Source organism: Atlantibacter sp. RC6, assembly GCF_014193285.1.
In the GTDB taxonomy this organism is placed as follows: Bacteria; Pseudomonadota; Gammaproteobacteria; order Enterobacterales; family Enterobacteriaceae; genus Atlantibacter.
Genome location: NZ_JACHZE010000006.1, coordinates 226,835 through 242,621, shown reverse-complemented (window position 1 = coordinate 242,621; position 15,787 = coordinate 226,835). Strand labels below are relative to the sequence as shown.

14 protein-coding genes and 1 pseudogene are annotated in these 15,787 nt (G+C 55.8%); 11 read left to right on the top strand and 4 right to left on the bottom strand.

Features of this window, described 5'->3' with window-relative positions; translation table 11 throughout:
* The first annotated feature begins 9 nt into the window (after positions 1–9).
* From FHW74_RS15200 to FHW74_RS15185, 4 genes and pseudogenes are all read left to right on the top strand, one after another.
* Positions 10–1,869, top strand: a complete 1,860-nt coding sequence (locus tag FHW74_RS15200) for a pyocin knob domain-containing S74 family peptidase (protein WP_183171231.1) — start codon at positions 10–12, stop codon at positions 1,867–1,869.
* Between the two features lie 119 nt (positions 1,870–1,988).
* Positions 1,989–2,162 carry a hypothetical protein gene (locus FHW74_RS15195; protein ID WP_183171230.1) on the top strand — a complete coding sequence of 58 codons (174 nt, stop codon included), beginning with the start codon at positions 1,989–1,991 and terminating at the stop codon, positions 2,160–2,162.
* 171 nt (positions 2,163–2,333) lie between these two features.
* A pseudogene (locus tag FHW74_RS22965) lies at positions 2,334–2,458 on the top strand (DUF4113 domain-containing protein); the annotation flags it as partial.
* 321 nt (positions 2,459–2,779) lie between these two features.
* Positions 2,780–3,763: an MDR family oxidoreductase gene (locus FHW74_RS15185; protein ID WP_183171299.1), complete on the top strand. Its 984-nt coding sequence runs from the start codon at positions 2,780–2,782 to the stop codon at positions 3,761–3,763.
* 72 nt (positions 3,764–3,835) lie between these two features.
* Here FHW74_RS15185 and FHW74_RS15180 read toward each other — a convergent pair whose 3' ends face one another.
* Positions 3,836–4,489 carry a TetR/AcrR family transcriptional regulator gene (locus tag FHW74_RS15180; RefSeq protein ID WP_183171229.1) on the bottom strand — a complete coding sequence of 218 codons (654 nt, stop codon included), beginning with the start codon at positions 4,487–4,489 and terminating at the stop codon, positions 3,836–3,838.
* Positions 4,490–5,028: 539 nt separating this feature from the next.
* On the opposite strand from FHW74_RS15180, the gene FHW74_RS15175 reads away from it, so the two are divergent.
* The 3 genes from FHW74_RS15175 to FHW74_RS15165 all read left to right on the top strand — a co-directional run bounded on the left by FHW74_RS15175 (position 5,029) and on the right by FHW74_RS15165 (position 8,287).
* Positions 5,029–5,304 carry a metal/formaldehyde-sensitive transcriptional repressor gene (locus FHW74_RS15175; protein WP_002437846.1) on the top strand — a complete coding sequence of 92 codons (276 nt, stop codon included), beginning with the start codon at positions 5,029–5,031 and terminating at the stop codon, positions 5,302–5,304.
* A 32-nt stretch (positions 5,305–5,336) separates the two neighbouring features.
* The gene (locus FHW74_RS15170; RefSeq protein ID WP_183171228.1) at positions 5,337–6,455 is read left to right on the top strand and encodes an S-(hydroxymethyl)glutathione dehydrogenase/class III alcohol dehydrogenase; all 1,119 of its coding nucleotides are present in this window, start codon (positions 5,337–5,339) and stop codon (positions 6,453–6,455) included.
* Positions 6,456–6,601: 146 nt separating this feature from the next.
* Positions 6,602–8,287, top strand: a complete 1,686-nt coding sequence (locus tag FHW74_RS15165; RefSeq protein WP_183171227.1) for a methyl-accepting chemotaxis protein — start codon at positions 6,602–6,604, stop codon at positions 8,285–8,287.
* A 59-nt stretch (positions 8,288–8,346) separates the two neighbouring features.
* Here the strand turns inward: FHW74_RS15165 and FHW74_RS15160 are convergent, their stop codons facing one another.
* On the bottom strand, positions 8,347–9,405 hold the full coding sequence (locus FHW74_RS15160; RefSeq protein ID WP_183171226.1) for a YeiH family protein: 1,059 nt from the start codon (positions 9,403–9,405) through the stop codon (positions 8,347–8,349).
* Positions 9,406–9,674: 269 nt separating this feature from the next.
* Here FHW74_RS15160 and FHW74_RS15155 point away from each other — a divergent pair, with 269 nt between their 5' ends.
* Positions 9,675–10,421, top strand: coding sequence for a GntR family transcriptional regulator (locus FHW74_RS15155; RefSeq protein WP_144129502.1), 747 nt, complete (start codon positions 9,675–9,677; stop codon positions 10,419–10,421).
* 77 nt (positions 10,422–10,498) lie between these two features.
* Here FHW74_RS15155 and FHW74_RS15150 read toward each other — a convergent pair whose 3' ends face one another.
* Both FHW74_RS15150 and FHW74_RS15145 read right to left on the bottom strand, forming a co-directional pair.
* The gene (locus FHW74_RS15150; protein WP_125294449.1) at positions 10,499–11,668 is read right to left on the bottom strand and encodes a UxaA family hydrolase; all 1,170 of its coding nucleotides are present in this window, start codon (positions 11,666–11,668) and stop codon (positions 10,499–10,501) included.
* A 2-nt stretch (positions 11,669–11,670) separates the two neighbouring features.
* A complete protein-coding gene (locus FHW74_RS15145) occupies positions 11,671–11,955 on the bottom strand; it encodes a UxaA family hydrolase (RefSeq protein WP_144129505.1) in 285 nt (94 codons plus the stop codon).
* Positions 11,956–12,348: 393 nt separating this feature from the next.
* Here FHW74_RS15145 and hisD point away from each other — a divergent pair, with 393 nt between their 5' ends.
* Genes hisD through FHW74_RS15130 form a run of 3 tightly spaced genes read left to right on the top strand, consistent with a single transcriptional unit; the run spans position 12,349 to position 15,786 of the window.
* Positions 12,349–13,662 carry a histidinol dehydrogenase gene (hisD, locus tag FHW74_RS15140; protein ID WP_183171225.1) on the top strand — a complete coding sequence of 438 codons (1,314 nt, stop codon included), beginning with the start codon at positions 12,349–12,351 and terminating at the stop codon, positions 13,660–13,662.
* Between the two features lie 9 nt (positions 13,663–13,671).
* Positions 13,672–14,427: an SDR family NAD(P)-dependent oxidoreductase gene (locus tag FHW74_RS15135; protein ID WP_183171224.1), complete on the top strand. Its 756-nt coding sequence runs from the start codon at positions 13,672–13,674 to the stop codon at positions 14,425–14,427.
* A gap of 30 nt (positions 14,428–14,457) precedes the next feature.
* Positions 14,458–15,786: an MFS transporter gene (locus FHW74_RS15130; protein ID WP_183171223.1), complete on the top strand. Its 1,329-nt coding sequence runs from the start codon at positions 14,458–14,460 to the stop codon at positions 15,784–15,786.
* The last annotated feature ends 1 nt before the right edge of the window (position 15,787 follow it).

The following is a 15,787-nucleotide window of genomic DNA, read 5'->3' as shown; positions in this document are numbered from 1 at the left end:
GGAGAAATTATGTCTGCAGGAACCCTTAAACTTACCAACAACTCAACAGCGGTTGTTGGTACCAGCACTGTATTCACCACAGATTTAAAACCGGGCGATTTCATCACCGCGACAATCGGCGGAGTGTTGTACACACTGCCGGTTGATACGGTAACCAGTAATACGGCCGCCACACTGGTCAGCGCGTTCACCGGGCCAACTACCACCGGCGCGGCGTGGGCGGCGGTGCCGCGCAAGACCATGAACCAGGTCACCGCCGAACTGGTCGCACAGTCGACCGAGGCACTGCGTGGACTGCTGACCGAAAAGGGTGTGTGGACAAACTTCTATACAGCACCGGGGGATATTACTGTTCAGCTTACCCCCGGCATGCCCGCTGTAACCGGGCCTGGCTGGCAGAAAATGGCCTCACTGGTTGGTTCTTCGCAACAGTGGCGTGGCGCGTTGCCAGCAACGCCAAACCTGAACAGTTACGGGCCAGTTCAGAATTTTGTCGGCTCATGGGGAATGGGTACGTCAGCCGGTGCCCAGCTGGTAAATAATTTTCCTGAAGCTAACGCTGTCGGCCTGCTCGAGGTTTTCGCCGGTGGGCAGTTCGGCGGTACCCAGCGTTATACGGTCCGCAGCGGTAATGTCTATGTGCGCTCCCTGACGGCTTCTTGGAACGGAACGGACGGCCCCTGGGGTGACTGGCAACCGGTGGGCAAAAAGACGCTTAATGATTTGGGGCTTGGATTAAGTGCAATACCAACACTTAGCTCCTTTGACTGGCAACAAGTTGATGCTCTTTCCGGGCAGATGTACCGCGTAGCTGTTGAGAACATGGTTAATTTGCCATCAGGCATCAGTTATACAACTGGCACAGGCGTGTTTGTCCTGATAAATGGCTCATCATCTGGGGGTACAAGATTCAGCGTTGAAGTTATCCCGGACACTGCGACAGATTCCAACTACAAAATCTATAAGGTATTAGTAGTGGGTGCCAAAGGCTCACGAAATTTCAGCATACGACAGGTCTTTACGAATACCGATACCGTGCCCGTCGCGAACGGGGGAACCGGGGGGACAACGCAGGCTAGCGCACGTAATGGCCTGGGCCTGGGTAACTCGTCTACCCGTAACGTTGGGACGGCAGCTGGGACAGTAGCTGCCGGAGATGATGCACGACTGAACAGCCTGGAAGGTAAGTCTGGCGGCACGATGCTGGGGCAGATTGTGAACACCCCATCCACTGCCCAGGGCGAAACCAAAACCGCGCCGTATAACACTTTCATTCAGTATTCAGCAGCGTTACCGCTTTTTACGCATGTCGCTTCATCAACCATTCAGAAAACTGGTGGCGTAGGTTCACAGTTCACACTGGGCTTCTCATTTGGTGGGTATATCGGCAGCGCCGGTACCGCTGACGCATCCGGCCCGATGCTGGTCAGCTCTGACGGCCAGGTCTACACAAAATACTGGAACTTTGTGAACGGCTCGGGTGGGATTAACACGGCCAACGGCGGGATACTGCCCACAGTGTGCGACATCAGGCTTAAAGACAATCCACGGGATGCGCAAGCCGGTGGACTGACCCGCATTCTCAGCATAAAGCCCCGCGAATTTAACTGGAAATGGGACGGACGTCATGACCGTGGGTTTATTGCGCAGGAACTGGAAAAAGTCGATCCGCTCTATGTATTCGAGGCTGGTGGCGAAGACCCTGACGAGCCAATCCTCAATTTGTCGCACATCGCGATAATTTCTGACCTGGTGGCTGCCGTTCAGGGGCTACATGAACAAAATGTGACGCAACTGGATGAAATTACGTCACTCAGACAGGAGCTGGACGAACTGAAAGAAAAAGTGGATCAACTCATCGCTAATTAATACAGCCCGTTACGCCTGCCTCAGTATTCGCTTTTTATATCAGAAAAGGTGAAGTGATCAGGCCGGATATCCGTATTAACATGCCTCTTTACCTGAAGCTGTTAACCGGAGGGACTACTATGCGACCGTTGATTACTCATGATGAAATCGAGCTCCTGAAGCGTGATTTGGATACGTTAGGGGAACAAAACCTCGTCGGCATTGAAGCGTACGAAGCGCTGCACCTGCTTGAGATGCGTCGGCAGACAGCCAAGCTTGAGTTTATTAAACGAGCACTTGAAGGCAGGGAATAGCTTAAAAAAAGCCCGCACGGGCGCGGGCGTCAATCCCTTAGTCTTTTTATTAGATATCCTGCGTTCAGGACGCAGGTGTATAACATAACGGCAACATGGAGCATTACTTTAACGGTATTTAACTTTCCTTAGTAACGAAGGCCCTCGCAAAGCCCGCCAAAAGTAATTGAGGCGAAAGAGGAGAGGGGGACGTTATTTTTTCGGTGTAGGGCATTCAGCAGCAGTGGCAAATGAAACGGGACATGCTGTCGCCGCGCTATACGACGCGGTTTGCAGATTTGCTCAGGATAAAATAATCATCAGCAATTAAATGAAGCTAAAATGCTTAAAATGTCCGCTTTGAGCGAGAAGCAGACCAATTAATCGAAGCCTGCTCGGTATACTGAAGCATTGCCACTGCGCCTGCCGGAGTCGCTGACTTTTCCCTATGCATCAGTTAACCCCGCTTTCAGCTTGACACTGATCAATATAGATATCTTTAACACTCTGACTTGAATGATAAATCTTGAATCCTGACAAGATACTGGGATAGTAGTGTTGATTATTAGATGATCGGTCAATATTATTTGTGAACGATTTATTAATGAACGGTAAACGATCAGGAAGACGAGGTGAAAGTGTTTAAATCTTTGTTAATCAATAAAACAGATGAGCGCTACAGTACACAACTTACTGAAATCGCAGAAAGTGAACTGCCGCAGGGGGATGTTGAGGTCAATGTTGACTATTCATCCATCAATTACAAAGACGCGCTGGCCATTACGGGCCGTGGCCCAATCGTCCGGCACTTTCCAATGGTGCCAGGCATTGATTTTGCCGGTACGGTGTCCGCCAGTTCACATCCGGATTATCAGACCGGAGATAAGGTTCTCCTGACCGGCTGGGGTGTAGGGGAAAAACATTGGGGTGGGCTGTCGGAAAAAGCACGAGTAAAAGGAGACTGGCTGACACCACTCCCGGCCGGTACTAACAGCAAACACGTGATGGCAATCGGAACAGCAGGTTTTACCGCAATGCTGTGTGTCGACGCGCTTTTGAATCATGGTGTTAAGCCAGAAGATGGTCCGGTACTTGTAACCGGTGCCAGTGGTGGTGTCGGGAGTATTGCGGCTATGATCCTCGCTTCGATGGGTTACCATGTTACTGCGTCGACTGGTCGTCCGGATGAAACCTCATGGCTCTATAAAACGATCGGTGTAAATGAGATTATTAATCGTTCCGAAATTTCCTCCCCAGGAAAACCCTTACAGAAAGAACGCTGGGCTGCTGCCATTGATACGGTTGGCAGCCACACGCTCTGCAATGCCTGCGCAGGGGTGCGGTATGGCAGCATTGTAGCGGCCTGCGGCATGGCACAGGGTATGGATCTGATGGGTAATGTGGCCCCGTTTATCCTGCGTGGCGTCACGCTGAAAGGGATTGACAGTGTCATGTTTGCGAAAGAAAAAAGAGCGGCAATCTGGCAGCAGGCCGTACAGTATTTACCAGGGTCCAGACTGGATAGCCTGACTACCGTTTATCCACTCAGTGAGGCCATAAATGTGGCCGAAAAACTTCTCAATGGCGAAATTCGTGGCCGGGCAGTGATTCAATGTAGCTAATTAGATGGATACAAGGCCCTGCCTGAGATTGATGCTGACTTATTAAGGGGCCGCTTTAGGCCCCTCTTTTTACTATTCAGCCGCCACTTCCGGAGACGGTTGATAACGTACAGAAGTTTTGAAATAGTTCCAGAAATCGTACACTGGTTGGATTGAACAATAAAGTTTGGCGCGCATGACTGCGCCTTCCCAGCCACTCCAGAAAATGGCCGCCAGTTGCGTGTCATTCATATCGGAACATATTTCGCCTGAAGATAACGCTTCGGACAAACAGGCCGCAACAAGTGCTTGCCAGCGCTCAAGAATACTCTGTAGTTGGTCAATAAAGGATGGCGGAAGCCCCGGGCTCTCCTGCATCATATTGCCAACCAGGCAGCCGCGGGTGAAATCGTATTTTTTAATCCCCTCACAGGCATCATTGATGAAATTTTCCAGACGTACCATTGGTGTACAGGATGATTTATGTAGGTGTTTTTTGAGTTTATGCTCGAAGAAGCTGTCATAGGCATTCAGAACGGTCTGAGCATATTCTTCTTTACTCTTGAAGTAGTAATAAAATGAGCCTTTAGGGACATTGGCATTTTTGACAATGGCATCGACTCCCGTCGAAAGAAAACCATTCTGCGTTAGCAGTTCAAGTCCGCTGCGGATCAGGTCATTACGAGTATCTGCATAGGTACTTTCTGTCTTTCGCGGCCTTCCCCGCCCGCGATTTTCGCCTGTCATGACTCATCTCCTACATTTTATTAACGCAAAAGAATAAGTGATTTTGTGCGGGAGCTTCAATCAGTTTATCCCTTCCGGTGGCAAAGTGGTCGCTTTTGCCGACTGGACAGTGGCATTGCCTGCCGCTATAGCGCCCTCGCTGAAAAGTGCAGAATTAGCAACGTCTGCTTATGGCACAGAGCTGACCTGGAAACTATTAAACCCAGTCACATAAAAAATTAACATAGGACGGGATATGGAAATGATGCGCGACGCAAAATCATTTCACCTTTGAACGAATGGGTTTATGTAATGACAAATGTCTCTTTTTTTACCACTGCATGAATAATTCTGCGGATTAGAATGACCAAGATTTGGGGGCAAATTTGGGGGCAAAATCGCTCCTGGGGGCATGTTTAGGGGCATTATTATGTCCGCTTATGTCTCTTTATGTCCTTAGCGCATCTCATCTAACCCCCTGAACCCCAACAAAAACATAAATTTTACAACTACTTGTTCATCCTGTTACTATACCCCCCTATAGTATACAGGAGGCCATCATGCCCCATTCCCCTGAAGATAAAAAACGTGTGTTGACGCGGGTCCGGCGCATCCGCGGCCAGGTTGAAGCGCTGGAGCGTGCGCTGGAAGCGGGGGAGCCCTGCATCGCGATCCTCCAGCAAATCGCCGCCGTGCGCGGGGCGGCCAACGGCTTAATGGGCGAGATGGTGGAAATCCATCTCAACGATGAACTGGTCAACGGCGAAACCACTCGCGAACAACGCGCGCAGCGGATGGATGAAATCGGTCATTTATTGCGCGCTTATCTAAAATAAGAGTCACGACTCACAACAACGGAAGAGACGATATGAAATCACGTGCAGCCGTCGCATTTGGCCCTGGCAAGCCGCTGGAAATTGTGGAAATTGATGTCGCGCCGCCGCAGAAGGGCGAAGTGCTGGTCAAAATTACCCACACCGGAGTGTGCCATACCGATGCGTTTACTCTGTCGGGTGACGATCCGGAGGGCGTTTTCCCGGCGGTGCTGGGCCATGAAGGCGGCGGAATTGTGGTGGAAGTGGGCGAGGGCGTGACCAGCCTGAAGCCGGGCGATCACGTTATTCCGCTTTATACCGCTGAATGCGGCGAGTGTAAGTTCTGTAAATCCGGCAAAACCAACCTCTGCCAGGCGGTACGCGCCACCCAGGGTAAAGGCCTGATGCCGGACGGCACCACCCGTTTCTCTTACAACGGCGAGCCGATTTACCACTATATGGGCACCAGCACCTTCAGCGAATACACGGTTTGCGCGGAGATCTCGCTGGCGAAAGTCAACCCGCAAGCGCCGCTGGATAAAGTGTGCCTGCTGGGCTGCGGCGTGACCACCGGCATCGGCGCGGTGCATAACACCGCCAAAGTAAAAGAGGGCGACAGCGTCGCGGTATTTGGGCTGGGCGGTATCGGCCTGGCGGTGATCCAGGGCGCGGTGCAGGCTAAAGCAGCCCGCATCATCGCCGTGGATACCAACCCGGACAAATTCAAACTGGCGGGCGAAATGGGTGCCACCGATTTCGTTAACCCGAACGATTACGACAAACCCATCCAGGACGTGATTGTTGAACTCACCGACGGCGGTGTGGATTTCAGCTTCGAGTGCATCGGCAACGTTAACGTGATGCGCGCCGCGCTGGAATGCTGCCATAAAGGCTGGGGCGAAAGCGTGATTATCGGCGTGGCGGGCGCGGGCCAGGAAATCCGGACTCGTCCGTTCCAACTGGTCACCGGGCGCGTATGGCGTGGCTCGGCGTTTGGCGGCGTGAAAGGACGCAGCCAGTTGCCGGGCATGGTAGAAGACGCAATGGCCGGCAAAATCCGCCTCGACCCGTTTATTACTCATCGTCTGCCGCTGGAGCAGATCAACGACGCCTTTGATCTCATGCACGAAGGCAAGTCGATCCGTACCGTTATTCACTTCGGCGACAAGTAATCCCTTCGGCCAGCGACGCCCTGTCGCTGGTCATAATTTATCTTTATTCTGATTTGTGACCGATCTGACGTTTTCTGGGGTAATCGAAACCTGGGTTTATGCCGATGACTATCTCACGAGCCTATCCCTGTACCAGGAAGACTGTTATGACGACACACAACACCAAAAACGATAAACCTGCAACTGTGAGTTTCTGGCATCACATCCGTTTAGTCCCGCTGTTTAGTTTCATTCTCGGTGGCATTCTGGTGCTCTTCGCGGCGAGCGTCGGATTAGCAAGTTATTTCATGGTTCAGAGCAACACCGCGCTTCACGACGTCACCGAAGAGATTCAGGTGCGTATGGGGCTCTCTAACAGTTCCAACCACCTGCGCACGGCGCGCATCAACCTGATCAACGCCGGCGCCGCCAGCCGCGTGGCGGAAATGGACGATCTGAAACGTAACGTCGCCGACGCGGAAAAACGCCTCAAGCAGGCCCAGGAAGGCTTCGACAGCTATATGGCGCGCCGGGTGAAAACACCGCAAGACGAAGCGCTGGACGGCGAACTGAAAACCCGCTTCGACGCCTATATGCAGGGTATGCAGCCGATGGTGAAATTTGCCAAAAACGGCATGTTCGAGGCCATCATCAAACATGAAAACGAACAGGCGCGCGGGCTGGACAGCGCCTATAACGAAGTGTTGCTCCAGGCCATCGCTATCCGTATGGAGCGCGCCAAAGCGCTGGGCGTGGCGGCGGAAACGCGTACGACCTGGGGCGTGATGGCGATGATCGCGGCGCTGAGCATCGCGGTGTTAATGACCATCATCACCTTTGTGGCGCTGCGCGGCATCGTAATTTTACCGCTGCGCCGCGCGGCTAACCGGATCGAGCACATTGCCAGCGGCGATTTAACCGTGGCCCCGGAAGCCTCGGGCCGTAGCGAAATCGGCGTACTTAGCCACAACCTGCAAAAAATGCAGCATTCGCTGGCGCAAACCGTAGGCACGGTGCGCACCGGCGCTGAAGCCATTTATCAGGGCACCAGCGAGATCTCGGCGGGCAATACCGATCTCTCTTCCCGTACCGAAGAGCAGGCGTCCGCACTGGAGCAAACCGCCGCCAGCATGGAGCAATTGACCGCCACGGTGAAACAGAACGCCGAAAACGCCCACCACGCCAGCAAACTGGCGAACGACGCGTCCGATAAAGCCAGCGCGGGCGGGCGCATGGTCTCCGGCGTGGTGACCACCATGGGGAATATTTCCACCAGCTCGAAAAAAATCTCGGAAATCACCGCCGTGATTAACAGCATCGCGTTCCAGACCAACATCCTGGCGCTGAACGCCGCCGTGGAAGCGGCTCGTGCCGGGGAACAGGGGCGCGGATTTGCGGTGGTGGCGAGCGAAGTACGCACGCTGGCCAGCCGCAGCGCCCAGGCGGCGAAAGAGATTGAAGGGCTGATCCAGAATTCGGTAAGCCTGGTGGATAAAGGCTCCAGCGAAGTGGTTGCGGCAGGGCAAACCATGCAGGGCATCGTTGAGGCGGTGCAGCGCGTGACCGACCTGATGCAGGAAATCGCCGCCGCGTCAGACGAGCAGAGCCGCGGTATCCAGCAGGTTGCCCAGGCGGTGTCGGAAATGGATAACGTCACTCAGCAAAACGCCTCGCTGGTGGAAGAAGCGTCCGCAGCGGCGCTGGCGCTGGAAGAGCAGGCGGCGCGGCTTACCGATGCGGTGGGCATTTTCCGCCTGTCGTCTCATGCCGAAAAGGTGCGGGAAAGCGCCCCGCCCGCACAAACCTTTAATCGCCCGGCGGTGGCCCACGGCGATAACTGGGAAACCTTTTAAGTTCGATAAAACAAAAAACCCCGCCATTGCGCGGGGTTTTTTGCGCCTGAAGCCCGGCGTCAGCCCATCCAGTTGTGGATCGCCAGGTTAATCGCGCCGCCGCCGAGAATCAGCCAGCCAAACAGGATCAGGCCCAGCAGGAACGGCTGCAAGCCCGCTTTCATCAACTGGCTAATGCGTGTGGTCAGGCCCAGCGCCGCCATCGCCATCGCCAGCAGCACGTTATCCAGTACGTTGATCGTCGCCACCCATTGCGCGGGCAGCAGATGGAAAGAGTTAAACAGCGCGACCAGGATAAACATCAGGGCAAACCACGGGAACACAATGGGTTGCTTAGGTGTACCGTCGTGCTCCACATGACGGCTGACCGCAATACTTAGCAGCAGTAAAAACGGGGCCAGCATCATGACCCGCAGCATTTTGGCAATCACTGCCGCGCTTTCGGTTTCCGGGCTGACCGCGTGGCCCGCAGCCACCACCTGGGCGACCTCGTGCATGGTTGAGCCGGTATAAACGCCGAACTGCGTCGCCGAAATAGCCGGGTAGTGGCTGGCGACCTCATGCCAGATCACCGGGTAGAGAAAGATGCCAATGGTGCCGAAGATCACCACGGTGGCGACGGCTACCGCGACTTTTGAGGATTCCGCTTTGACCACCGGAGCGGTCGCCAGCACCGCCGCCGCGCCGCAAATGCTGCTGCCTGCGCCGATAAGCCACGCGGTTTTCCGATCAAGATTCATCAACCGCGCGCCGATAAAGGTCGCCAGCAGAAAGGTGCTGGTGAGCATCAGGATATCAATGACCACGCCGCTTAATCCGACATCCATCACCTGCTGAAAGGTCAGGCGGAAGCCATAGAGAATAATGCCGAGGCGCAGCAGCTTCTGTTTAGCAAACTGCACCCCTGCATCGCACAGCGGATGCGCCGCCGGATAAAGCGTATTGCCCAGCACGATGCCGACAATAATCGCCAGGGTTAGCGCGCCGAGCCCCAGCGCCGAGACGGCGGGGATAGTGCCGATCCAGGCCGTGGCGAACGCAATGACCGCCGTCAGCGCCAGGCCGGGGATAAAGCGTTTCACGTCGTAACGATGGTAGGTGCTGGAAATCTCGGCCATGTGTTGCTCCCTTGTCATGTACAGGACTGAGCATGGGGCATAACCGACCAAAAGAAAAATTTATTATATCGTTATAATCAATCGAAATAACCGGTATTAACAGGCATGGCGCGCATCGGTGGTGATAAAAAGTCCCTCATCAGGCGCAAAGCAAGAGATATCCCGCATATCCGCATGAAATTTGTCAGCAAAAGATGCCAGCCACTCCTCTATATGTCATAGTAATTCTGACTTGATGTTGAAGGACTCGTTCCGGGAGGAAGGCACGCATGAATCAGGACATTTCACCCTCTGCTGAAATGAAGTCAGCCGTTTTTCAGCCGCTCTATCTGCAAATCAGCCAACTCTTGCTGGAAAGAATAGCCTCGGGCGAGTGGCCCGCGGGCACCTACATTCCCAGCGAGGCCAGCCTTGCCGAGGCGTATAACGTCAGCATCGGCACCCTGCGCAAGGCGCTGAACGAACTGGTCAGTAATAACGTGGTGATCCGCTACCAGGGGAAAGGCACCGTGGTGGCGGCCCACGACTCTGACAGCGCGCTGTTTCGCTTCTTTAATATCCTGCGGGAGAATGGCGAGCGTTCCCTGCCACTTTCGCGGGTGCTGGCGCGTCATCTGCGCGCCGCATCCCAGGAGGAGGCAGCCGCGCTGGATATTGCGCCAGGCAGCAAAGTGATTCATATCTGGCGGGTGCGCGACCTGGATGGCGCACCGGCGATCCTCGAGCACGTTTACGTGGATGCCGCGCTGTTTCCCGGCCTCGATCGCGACCCGGAAATTTTGCCCAATACGCTCTACCAGCTTTATCAGCAGAAATTCGCCTGTACCGTAGCGAATGCACACGAGCAGATCAAAGCGGTGAATGCCGGGCCGGATGAGGTGCTGCATCTGGAAGCGGAAGAAGGCGAGGCGTTGCTGCGCGTTTACCGCATCGCGCGCGATTTTCAGGATAAACCGGTGGAGTACCGCGTTTCGACGGTACTCACCCGGCATCATGCGTACTTTAATCAGCTCTGATCGCCATAAATGCGCAAGGGAGAACAGCATGACGCTGCTCTCCCTGGCGATAACCCGCCGGGGCGGCGGGCAAAGAGTCAGGCGCTTTCGAAAATACGGGTAAGAACAAACTCCCGGTGCCCCAGCGCCTCGGCGGCGGTCAGGCGACCGTTGGCGGTGCGCAACAGGCTCTCCAGCAGCGCATCTCCCGCGCCGTCGAGATTCATCTCGCGGCGCAGAATAGCCGAGACATCCACATCAATGTGTTCCGACATGGTGCGCACGGTGCGCGGGTTGGCGCATACCTTGATGACCGGGAGGATTGGGTTGCCGATCACGTTGCCCTGGCCGGTGGGGAAGAAATGCGCCACATAGCCCCCGGCGGCGCACAGCGTTACCATTTCGGCGGCGGCGGAGGAGGAGTCCATAAACCACAGCCCCGGCCCGGTGGGCATTTCAGCTTTATCCAGCACCCCGTCGACCCGGCATTTCTTGCCGATTTTCTGGATGTTGCCCAGCGCTTTTTCTTCAATGGTGGTCAGCCCGCCTTCGATATTCCCTTTGGTCGGCTGCGACTCGGACAGATCGCTGGTTTTCCAGCGGTCGATCATGGCGCTGTAGCGGTCGAACATAAACTGGAACTTCTGGCGCACATCGCTGTTGGCGCAGCGCGCCGCCACCAGATGCTCGCCGCCGGTCAGCTCCGAGGTTTCACCGAACAGCAGGGTGTTGCCATTCTCATACAGCCGGTCGAACAGGTTGCCCACGGCAGGGTTGGCGCCGCAGCCGGAGGTGGTATCCGATTCGCCGCACTTGGTGGAAACCCACAGCTCGCTGATATCGCACATTTCGCGCTGCAACTCAGAGGCATATTGCGAAAACTCGCGTGCTTTGCGTGATGCATTACAGATGGTGTTGTGATCGCCGTTCTGCTCAATCCAGAAACCAGCGACCGGTTTGCCGGTGGCTTTAATGCCGTCCACCACGCGCTGGGTCCAGCCCGGCTCGATACCGATGACAATCACCGCCGCCACGTTAGGGTTGCAACCGGTGCCGATCAGGGTGCGAAAGTGCAGCTCCAGATCTTCGCCAAACTGCAAGCGCCCGTAGGGGTGCGGCAGGGCGATAGTGCCTTTAATGTTGTTGGCCACCGCCTCCGCCGCCGCGTTAGAAATATCATCCACCGGCAGCACAATCACATGGTTGCGGATACCGACCCGGCCATTCTCACGGCGATAACCTGCAAACTGACGTCCTTTGATTTCCATCATTACCACCTTTTGGTTTTCACGTTGTGTACATGCAGATGTTCGCCTTGCTTGATAGCCGAGACGACGCGGCCAATGTCTTCGCCATACTTAATGACGGAATCGTTGACGGCGAGATCGCGAATCGCCAGCTTATGGCCGATAGGGATGTCATTTTTTACTTCAAATTCAATGGTCTTGTTCTGATCCATAATCCAGCCGGTCAGCTTCTGGCCCGCTTCGACGCCTTCTATCACCACCACGCCTACTGAATCACCGTCATCGTGTACGACAAAATCGATACTCATGTTCGCCTCCGTTTAGTGCACAATAAATCAACTCATGTATATGACATATATTAAATGACTAAGAAGGGGCAAATTTATTCTTTTCTGGTGGGCGTTTTTTGGGAGCCCGCTCACGAATACCCGGGTTACCCCCGCAGGCTGCTGAGGCGGAAAAGGGCTAATCGTTTAAAGCGATGATTAATAATACTTTATTTAATAAGGGCTTTCAGATGTGAAAAAAATGTGATCGCGGCAGGAGTTCTGGGGAACAGAGGCGATCGCGATCACTTTTTGTTCGATTGCTTTTTGCAGTTCGCGGCGATGCTCACTATAGATAACGTTAGTCATGTATATGACACAGGAATAACGGTTAGCCGTTCAGCCAGGCCCCTTAAACAATCCGTGGAGAGAAATATGTCCAGTAACTGGTTAAAGAAAGCGAGTAAAACACCGGAGTCCAACACGCTTGAAGCGCGTCGCGTGGTGGATGAGATGCTCGCCACCATCAAAGAACAGGGTGAAGAGGCGGTGCGTCGCTACGCCAGTAAACTCGATAACTGGACGGGGGATATCGTGCTGACCCCGGAACAGATCGCCACGCAAATCCGTGAAGTGCCCGGCGATGTGCGCCGTGATATCGATTACGCCATCGAGCAGGTTTATACCTTTGCCTGCGCCCAACGTGAATCGGTGAAGGATTTTGACGTCACGTTACCTTCCGGGCTGGTAGCGGGGCAAAAAGTGCTGCCGGTGACCACCGTCGGTTGCTACGCGCCCGCAGGCCGTTACGCGCATATCGCTTCCGCCTATATGGGCGTGGCGACCGCGAAAGCGGCAGGCGTGAAAAACATTATTGCCTGTTCCGGCCCTTATTCAGGGCAGTCAATTCACCCCTGCGTACTGTACGCGTTTCACCGGGCGGGGGCGCACACCATTATGACCCTTGGCGGCGTACAGGCCATTGCCTCAATGGCGTGGGGATTGTTTACCGGTAAGGCTGCGGATGTGGTGGTAGGGCCAGGCAACAAATTCGTCGCGGAAGCCAAGCGCACGCTGTTTGGTCAGGTGGGCATTGACGTGTTTGCCGGCCCGTCGGAAGTGGCGGTGATTGCCGACGATAGCGCCGACCCCCATATCGTCGCCAGCGATCTGGTCGGCCAGGCCGAGCACGGGCATGAATCGCCCGCCTGGCTGTTCACCACATCCCACGCGCTGGCGCAAGAGGTGCTGGAACGCGTCCCGCAGCTTATCGACCAACTCCCGCCGGTGGCCCGCGATGCCGCCAGCTGCGCCTGGCGCGATTATGGCGAAGTGATCGTTTGCGACACGCGGGAAGAAGTGGTGGAGATTTCCGACCGCTACGCCTCCGAGCACCTGGAGGTCCACGCCAGCGATCTGAACTGGTGGCGCGATAACCTGAGCTGTTACGGCTCGCTGTTCCTCGGTGAAGAAACCACCGTGGCGTTCGGCGACAAGTGCAGCGGCCCTAACCATGTCCTGCCCACCAAAGGCGCGGCGCGCTATTCGGGCGGCCTGTCGGTACACAAATTCCTGAAAACCCTCACCTGGCAGCAGATGTCCCGGGAGGCGGTGCCGCAAATCGCTGAAACCACGGCGCGCATCTCGCGGCTGGAAGGCATGGAAGCGCACGCGCGTACCGCAGAAGTTCGGCTGGAGAAATATTTCGCCGGCGAGTCTTTCCTGACCGGCGTTCCGGTCACCCGTTGAGGAATTCCTATGCAACCTTCAGCTCTGTTTGATTTGACGGGCAAAAGCGCGCTGGTGACCGGCGGCGGTAGCGGCATCGGCGCTGCCATGGCCGACGCGTTAGCGCAGGCCGGAGCGACCGTCATCATCGCCGCCCGTCGCGAAGGCCAGTTGGCCGAAACCGTCCAGCGCCTTTCAGCAGCGGGCGGACGCGCCAGCTACCTGTGCGCGGATATCACCCAAAAAGTGGATATCGACAAACTGGCGGCGGCCTGTGGCGCGGTGGATATCCTGGTCAACGCGGCGGGCGTTAATTTGCGCCAGCCGTTTGAAGAGGTCAGCGAGTCGGCGTGGGATGAGCAGTTGGCACTGCATCTCAAAGCGCCGTTTTTCCTGACCCAGGCGCTGGCGCCGGGCATGGCCCGGCGGCGCTGGGGGCGGATTATCAATATCGCGTCGCTCCAGTCGACGCGGGCGTTTGCCAACAGCGCCCCTTACGGCGCAGGCAAGGGCGGCGTGGTACAGCTGACGCGGGCCATCGCCCAACGCTGGGGACGTGACGGTGTCACGTGTAACGCCATTGGACCAGGCTTTTTCCCCACCGCGTTAACCGGGCCGGTATTTGCCGATGACGCGCTGCGTGAGCGTCACGCGCAACACACCTGTCTGGGGCGCAACGGCGAGATGGAGGATCTGTTTGGCGTGACGCTGTTTCTCGCCAGCAACGCCAGTGCCTATATCACCGGGCAAACCCTGATGGTCGACGGCGGATACAGCGCCATCTGATCTCTTCTTTTCAGCGCAGAGGAACACATCATGCAAAAACCCGCTGCCGGTAACCTGCGACGCGTTACGCTGTCCAGCCTGTTTGGCTCGACCATTGAATGGTATGACTTTTTTCTCTATGGCACTGTCGCCGGGATGGTGTTTAACAAACTCTATTTCCCGGAAGGCGATCCCTTCGTTACCACGCTGCTATCTTACGGCGTGTTCGCCATCGGCTTTCTGACCCGGCCCCTTGGGGCGATTATATTCGGCCACTTTGGCGACACCCTTGGGCGCAAAAATATGCTGATCCTGACGCTGGTGATCATGGGCGGCGCGACGGTGGTGATAGGACTGATACCCAGCTATCAGCAGATTGGCCTGTGGGCGCCGTGTTTGCTGATTGCCTGCCGCATGATTCAGGGTATCGGCCTCGGCGGCGAATGGGGCGGCGCGGTGCTGATGACCTTTGAATCGGCCCCGGAAAAGAACCGCGCGTTCTTCGCCAGTATTCCTCAGGTCGGCATGTCTCTCGGGCTGCTGCTGGCTTCCGGCGCGATTGGCCTGGCGTCGTTCACGCTCTCCGATGAGGACTTTATGTCCTGGGGCTGGCGCGTGCCGTTTCTGCTCAGCGGGGTGTTTGTGATTATCGGCACCTACATCCGTAAAAACGTCGCGGAAACCGAGGACTTCCTGAAAGCCAAAGAAAAGCAAAAAGATGCGCCGAAGCGTATCCCGCTGGTGGAGTTGTTCCGCACCCATACCCGGCTGGTGTTCACCTGCATGGGGATGCGGCTGATCGACGGCGTGTTCTTTAATATCTTCGGGGTGTTTTCCCTGACTTACCTGACGCAGACCCTGAACATTCCACGCGATCAGGCGATTGTGGCGATACTCGGCAGCGCCTTTGTGATGAGCTTCTTTATTCCGTTCTGGGGCTATATGGCAGACCGCTGGGGACGGGCGCGGGTGTATGCCATGGGGGCGGCGCTGTCCGGGCTGTCGGCCTTCCCGGCTTTTGCGATTATGCATTACAACGCGGATCACATCTGGCTGGTGTGGGCGGCGATCATCGTGCCGTTCGGGATTTTCCATGCGGCGGTGTTTGGCACCATGTCGTCGGTCTATTCAGAATGTTTCGACGCCTCGGTGCGCTATACCGGCATTTCGTTTGCCTACCAGATTTCCGGCGTCTTCGCCGGGGGCTTAACCCCGGTGCTGGCGACCCTGTTCTCTGAAGCGCTGGGCGGCGACCCGTGGTTAATCTGCGCCTACGTACTGATTATCGGCCTGATCAGCGCCGCCTGCGCGGTGTATCTGTGGCGACGCACCCACGGCGCGGGCCGTGTGGCGATGGCTCAATCTGTAATGATTAAGTGAG